Annotated in this window: 4 protein-coding genes and 2 pseudogenes; 4 read left to right on the forward strand and 2 right to left on the reverse strand. The window is 66.4% G+C overall.

Going from position 1 to position 6,214, the window contains the following annotated elements:
* Positions 1–1,172 precede the first annotated feature (1,172 nt).
* The 4 genes and pseudogenes from AF1_RS31355 (at position 1,173) to AF1_RS33885 (ending at position 4,801) form a co-directional block, all read left to right on the forward strand.
* Complete coding sequence (locus AF1_RS31355; protein WP_207394240.1) at positions 1,173–2,552, forward strand: carotenoid oxygenase family protein; 1,380 nt, start codon at positions 1,173–1,175, stop codon at positions 2,550–2,552.
* Positions 2,553–2,975: 423 nt separating this feature from the next.
* Positions 2,976–3,155, forward strand: coding sequence for a transposase (locus AF1_RS35510; protein ID WP_067807682.1), 180 nt, complete (start codon positions 2,976–2,978; stop codon positions 3,153–3,155).
* Between the two features lie 112 nt (positions 3,156–3,267).
* Positions 3,268–4,009: pseudogene (locus AF1_RS35515) on the forward strand (transposase family protein).
* An 84-nt stretch (positions 4,010–4,093) separates the two neighbouring features.
* Positions 4,094–4,801: a diiron oxygenase gene (locus AF1_RS33885; RefSeq protein ID WP_409360257.1), complete on the forward strand. Its 708-nt coding sequence runs from the start codon at positions 4,094–4,096 to the stop codon at positions 4,799–4,801.
* 51 nt (positions 4,802–4,852) lie between these two features.
* On the opposite strand, the gene AF1_RS31375 is transcribed toward AF1_RS33885, so the two are convergent.
* Positions 4,853–5,902, reverse strand: a complete 1,050-nt coding sequence (locus tag AF1_RS31375; protein WP_242609064.1) for an IS3 family transposase — start codon at positions 5,900–5,902, stop codon at positions 4,853–4,855.
* Positions 5,842–5,976, reverse strand: a pseudogene (locus AF1_RS36745) (transposase); the annotation flags it as partial. The pseudogene AF1_RS36745 and the gene AF1_RS31375, both read right to left, overlap by 61 nt.
* Positions 5,977–6,214: the final 238 nt, after the last annotated feature.

The following is a 6,214-nucleotide window of genomic DNA, read 5'->3' on the forward strand; positions in this document are numbered from 1 at the left end:
AGCTGCTTCTAACGGTCGACAAGCAGCGGCGCGCACGATGGCCAAGCGGCGGGGGGACGAGAAAAGGCGACCGGCGGACGCACTACAGGAAGCGGCAGGCCCGGGCGATGGCGCGGTGCCGCCCGTCTGCACCGGGTGAGCCCTGAATGGGCCGAGCGGCAAGTGGCCGCCATGCACTGGGAGGTGTCCGGCCGCAAACCCGGCAGCGCGCTCGGCCCGCCCGAGCAGCGGCAGGGTGCTCCTCCCCCATCTGCGCCACGACCGTGACATCACCGCGCTCGACAGTGCGGGCCGTGTCGTCGGCGTCGCCGGGCAACAAGCTCGGGGGCCGCGACGACGTGGTGTGGACCCCCGTTGACTCATGCGCGCCAGAGTGCGCATCCCGTCCGGAGATCCTCATGCGATTGCTCGTGAACACCCTGGCCGCGAGGGCGGAACGGTCGACGCCAGCGAGCTCTACGCCCTTGCCGGGCTCCTCGACATGACCGACCAGCAGGCCCAACTGTGCGTCAAGTACCTGGTATCCAAGGGCTGGTTACCCAACGGGAGCGGGAGCGCAAGGTCGTACTGCGGGCAGTTGGCAATGCCGCGACCGGCGCCGACCACGTCCGCCACGCCTGCCCGCAGAAATCTCCACGAATGCCGCAGCCACCTGACGTCCGCGGCCCGTTTCTGACGTACTCCGGCGGCGCCCTGACAAGGGCTACCGCTACACCGACCTGCGGCGCCGGCTATGCAGGGCCGGGCATGACCCCCGCGCACCGCCTGAGACGGCATCGAGTCCTCCGGCCGACTCGGCCGACACCACCGAGGGGGTGGAATCACCCCTGTCCGGGCTGAGCGGCTGCCGCCGACTGCACCGTCGCCACGAACGCAAACCCGAGCACCTCTTGGCCCTCGTCGGCATCGTCGGCACACTCATCTGCCACAGCTGGCCCGCCAAATCACGTAACTCCTTAGCGTGGTCGCCCCTCGAACCCCGAAACCCGAAACCCGCCGATCACACCTTCCAGATCCAATGCTGTAGCGGCTCTATCCCCGGCTTCCTTCACCGCCCTCACCTGGTCTTTTGCTGGGCGGCTGAGGCGTGCGGGAAGAACAAGACTGTTGTGCCGCAGGTTTCTCGTGCACGGTTGTCTGCGTCTCCACCCCTTACCTACAGGAGCTCCAACGTGTCCGAAATCGTGCCACTGCACCTGGCGGGCAACAACGCGCCGGTTCCCGAAGAGGTGACCATGGAGCCGTCCGAGGTCGTCGGCGAGATCCCGGCCGCGCTGAGCGGGCAGTTCTTCCGCAACGGACCCAACCCGCGTACCGGCTGGTCGCCGCACTCCTTCTCGGGTGACGGCATGATCCACACCATCGCCCTCGACGGCGGCAGGGCGCGCTGGTACCGCAACCGATACGTCCGCACGCCGCTGTACGAGCACCCCGGCCAGGCGCGCTTCGCCCTCGCCTTCGACCAGGACACGGGCCGGATCGACTACCGCGTCACCACCGCCAACACCCACCTGATCACGCACGCGGGCCGCCTGTTCGCCCTGGAGGAGGGCGGCTTCCCCTACGAGGTGACACCCGACCTCGCCACGATCGGGGCGCACACCTTCGACGGGGCCCTTCAAACCCCGATGACCGCGCACCCGAAGACCTGCCCGGCCACGGGAGAACTGCTGTTCTTCGGCTATCAGTTGCGCCCGCCGTACCTGACCTACTACCGGGCTTCGGCCGCCGGGGAGATAGTCCAAACGCGGGTAGTGGACGTGCCGCGTGCGGTGATGATGCACGACTTCGCCATCACCCGTGACCATGTGATCTTCATGGATCTGCCGGTCGTCTTCGACGCCGCCCAGGCCGCGGCGGGCGGGCCGCCCTGGCGCTGGGACGACGCGCACCGCGCCCGGTTCGGCGTGCTGGCGCGTACGGCCGGCAACGACGCGGCCGTACGCTGGTTCGACGTCACTCCCTGCTACGTGTGGCACACCATGAACGCCTACGAGAACCCCGAAGGCGACACGATCACCGTCACCGGCACCCGCGTCCCCACCCTGTGGCGCAGCGGCCCCGACAGCCTGGAGGGCGCGCTCCCGGTCATGTACCGCTGGACGCTGGACCTGAGGTCGGGCGCGGTCGCCGAGGGCCCGCTCGACGACGCGCCCAGCGAATACCCCCGGGTGGCCGACTCGATACTCGGCCTCCCCCACCGCTACGGCTACACGACAAGCTTCTCCCTGGACGCCGAACCCGATCGGTCGCAGATCTACGCCTATGACCTCACCAGCGGTGGCGTACGAGCGGTGCACCGCCTGCCTGCGGGCCACACCTGCGGCGAAGCCGTCTTCGTGCCCCGGGCGGGGTCCGGCGAGAACGAGGGGTACCTGATGACGTTCGCCCATGACCGCGGCGCCGACCGGAGCTACCTGGCCATTCTTGACGCCGCCGACCTCGCCGCGCCCCCGATCGCCGAGGTGCACCTCCCAGTGCGCATTCCTGGGGGTTTCCACGGTAACTGGATCCCGGCCCGAGTACCGGGTCACCCACGCGCGGACCGGTGACCGTCGGCCTCCCACCGCCGCTCCTACGGTGCACGGAGCACCCGCGCGCTGGTCTTCTTCCGCAGCCACGATTCACGTACCTGGAACATCGCCGCCGCCTCGGCGGGCATGGACAGCGGGGCGTCGGAACTGGAACTGTGTTCTGAAGTTCACGAACAGGTTCCCAGAGGGCGTTTGATCCTGAAATGTGGTGATAGTTGACGATCCTTGTGTGGGCGACCTCGCTCGGAGAACACCACGGGAGGCGGTTGGGACAGGCGAGGCAAGAGCGGTACTTCCGGAGCCATGTTGATGAATGTTCCTCTGTCTCAGCCCAAAATGAGAGCCTGCGTCTGGTTTCGCGGATGGCCACGGCGGTCTGACCCGTACGACCTGACGGCCGCGCCCGTGGCCCACGGCTCCACCCGGCATCACACCCCTACCATGACCGGACGCCTCCGCTACCCCGGCGACCTGTCCGACGCCCACTGGGAGCTCATCGAACCGATCCTGACCACCCGGCGCGACCAGCGCCGCGCCGGGGTCCCAGACATCGGCCGTCCGCCCGAACACAACCTGCACACCATCATGGACGCGATCCTCTATGAGGTGATTCCAACCTGAGCGTGCAGGTCATGGGCCGGTTGCAGGCGATGGATTTGGCTGGGGAATGAGTGAAGCTCCTGCTAGATGGGGTTGTCGACCAAGATCAACCTCGTCTGCACAGGAGCTTCATGTGCTGTTCTACCGTGCCGCGCTCGATCTGTCGCGCCCGACCCTGACCTTTGTGGCCGATCTGGTGCGCGGCCACCGGTCCCGGATCGGTTCGCGGTGGCGGGTACTGGTGCACCTGCGCCGCAACGAGACCTTCGCCCGCCTGGCGGCCGCGTTCGGGATCGGCGCCGCGACCGCGCACCGCTACGTCACCGAGGTCATCGCCCTGCTCGCCGACCTGGCGCCCGATCTGCGCGAGGCGATGCGGATCCGCCCAGCGCAAGGCCTACGTCATCCTGGACGGCACCCTGGCGCCGATCGACCGGCTCTCGGGGGCGGGTGACCGGCTGTACTACAGCGGCAAGCACCACCGGCACGGCGTGAACATCCAGTTCCTCACCGGCCCGCACGGCGAGCTGATCTGGGCCTCGCCCGCACTGCCCGGCTCGACCCATGATCTGACCGCCGCCCGCGTCCACGGCATCATCGACGCGCTCACCAGCCGCGCGATCGCCTGCTATGCCGACAAAGGCCACATCGGAGCAGGCGGCGCGATCGGCACCCCCTACAAGCGCAGAAAACGCCGCAAGCTCGGCAAACGCAAGAAGCTGTTCAACCGGCACCATGCCCAGGTCCGCGCGCTGGGCGAGCAGGGCGCCGCAACGCTCAAGGGCTGGCACATCCTGCGGAAAGCCCGCTGCTCACCCAGCCGCCTAACCGCCATCGGCCAGGCCATCCTCACCCTGCACCACCAGGCCGGATGAAGTTGGAATCAGCTCAGTGTAAAACGCCCGGAACTTGATCTCGAAGGGCTCTTCGAGATAGACCGGCCCCACTACCCGGAGGACATCCTTCCGTTCGGAGACCATCCCGCTTACCAGGACCTTGATCAAGCAAAGAAACACGAACTCCTCTCCTGGACGATCATCGCTTTCAACCGCAACACGGTAGTCGCGGAACTGACGGTCGCGAATCCGGCCTTCGAGCTGGTGATATCGGGCGAGTATCCAGGACTCGCGGGCAGGGCGCTGGAAGCCTGCTTGCTTCAAGCCATGGTCGACGAGCAATATCACACGCTCATGCACATCAACGCCAGCGCTGTCACACGCAGGAAACGGGACCGTGCCATACCCGACTCGGCGCTGCCTCTCCCACACCACAGTGTCCGGCACCAGGAGATGTGCGCGCAGGCAATGGAGCGATGGCAGGCGAGCCTGACGACGCTGGCCTTTTCCACCGATTCCGAGATCGGCATCGGAGCATACCTCGACCTGCTCGCGGACAATCCGAACGTCCAGCCCATCGATCAGGCCACTGCCGCGCTCCACAACCGCGACGAATACTGCCATGCCTCCATCGCAGCTGATGCCCGCTGTGCCCGCACCAGCCTGCTCGGCCTAACCGGCCTAACCGGCCTGGCCGACCCCGCCCCCCTGACCCCGGACACGCCGGTCCGGCTCGCAACCCGCTTCGCAAAAGGCATGATGCCCCGCCACTTCGCAGGTCTTCCTGGCGCCGCGATCCTTCCGACCCGCACTACCAGCTCACCGGACTGAGGGGCCACGCGTTTTCCGGACAGCTTCTTGATCGGTGATCTGCGGGCAGATCTACGCCGCTTGCTGCCGACTCAGGTACTGGGCATGCACCTCAAGCGGTGTCCGGTACCCGTTCGCGGAATGAAGCCTGTGTCGATTATAGAAGCCCTCGATGTACTGCACAACCGCACGGCGGGCCTTGGCTCGTGTGGCAAACACCATACGGTTGAGCCACTCGTTCTTCAACGCTCCGAAAAACGATTCGGCCATTGCGTTGTCCCAGCACACACCGGTCCTGCCGACCGAGCGCCGCATCTTGTACTTCTTGCTCAGATGCCGGCCGAACTCATCGCTGGTGTAGTTCGACCCACGATCTGAGTGGAAGATGCAACCTTCCTCGATGCGGATGCTTCCCGCCGCGGAATCCAGCGCAGCGGTGATGAGTGAAGTCTTGAAGTGGTCGGCCATCGCCCATCCGACCACCATCTTCGAATGGCAGTCGATAACCGTCGCCAGATACAGGAACCCTTCCCAGGTGGGGATGTAGGTGATGTCCCCGACCAGCTTGGTCCCGGGCCGCGCCGCGGTGAAGTCCCGGTTGACCAGGTCGGGGATCGCGCCCGGATCGCCCGCCAGGGTGGTGACCGGCCGCCACGGCCGCGGCTGCACCGGCTGGAGTCCGAGCTCGCGCATCAGCTGCCGCACCAACTCCAGCGAGGCCTCCTCGCCCGAGCGGGCCAGCACCGCGTGGACACGCCGATGGCCGTAAGTCTCGTGATTGGCGGCGAATATCGCCTCGATCAACGTCTTGAGGCGCTCCCGGCGTTCGGCGGTCGCCGACAACGGCCGGGTCCGCCACTCATAGAACCCCGACCGTGACACCCGCAGCCAGGCGCACATGTCAACGATGGCGTGGTCGGCCTTCTCCGCGTCGGAGAACTCATATTTCGCGCTCACCGGTGATCCTTCGCGAAGAAGGCCGCGGCTTTTTTCAAGAACTCGTTCTCTTCGCGAAGCTTGCGGACCTCGCGTTCGAGTTCTCGTTCTCGAGGGCTCTTCGGCTCGCCGGCCGAGGTGGCGGACGAGTCCCCGCCGTGCCTTCTGCGGTACTCCTTGACCCAATTGCCCAAGGTGGTGTCGTGGATCCCGACCTCCCGGGCCACATGAGCGATGGGGCGCGGGCCGTCCAGGACCATGCGGACGATCTCGTCCTTGTGCTCCTGGGTGAAATGCCGCCTCTGTCTCGCCAACTGCCTTCCTCTCCGGTTCCACCCAACTCTAGTTGGGGGCCTGTCCGGAAGATCCGTGGCACCTCAGACAGATCGAGACGAGTCCGCAACATTGGGGAAGTATCAAGCCCGTGCCCCGCTAGGGGGACCTCAGAAAGTGTCTATGTTGGGTCCGGATGAGCTGTGATGCGTTGGTAGGTGTTAA

Source organism: Actinomadura formosensis NBRC 14204 (genome assembly GCF_001552155.1).
GTDB classification, from domain to species: Bacteria; Actinomycetota; Actinomycetes; order Streptosporangiales; family Streptosporangiaceae; genus Spirillospora; species Spirillospora formosensis.

What these genes read in the sequence shown, in the direction of transcription:
- AF1_RS35510 (WP_067807682.1), top strand. Translation starts at nt 2,976, where the DNA reads ATGACCGGACGCCTCCGCTACCCCGGCGACCTGTCCGACGCCCACTGG.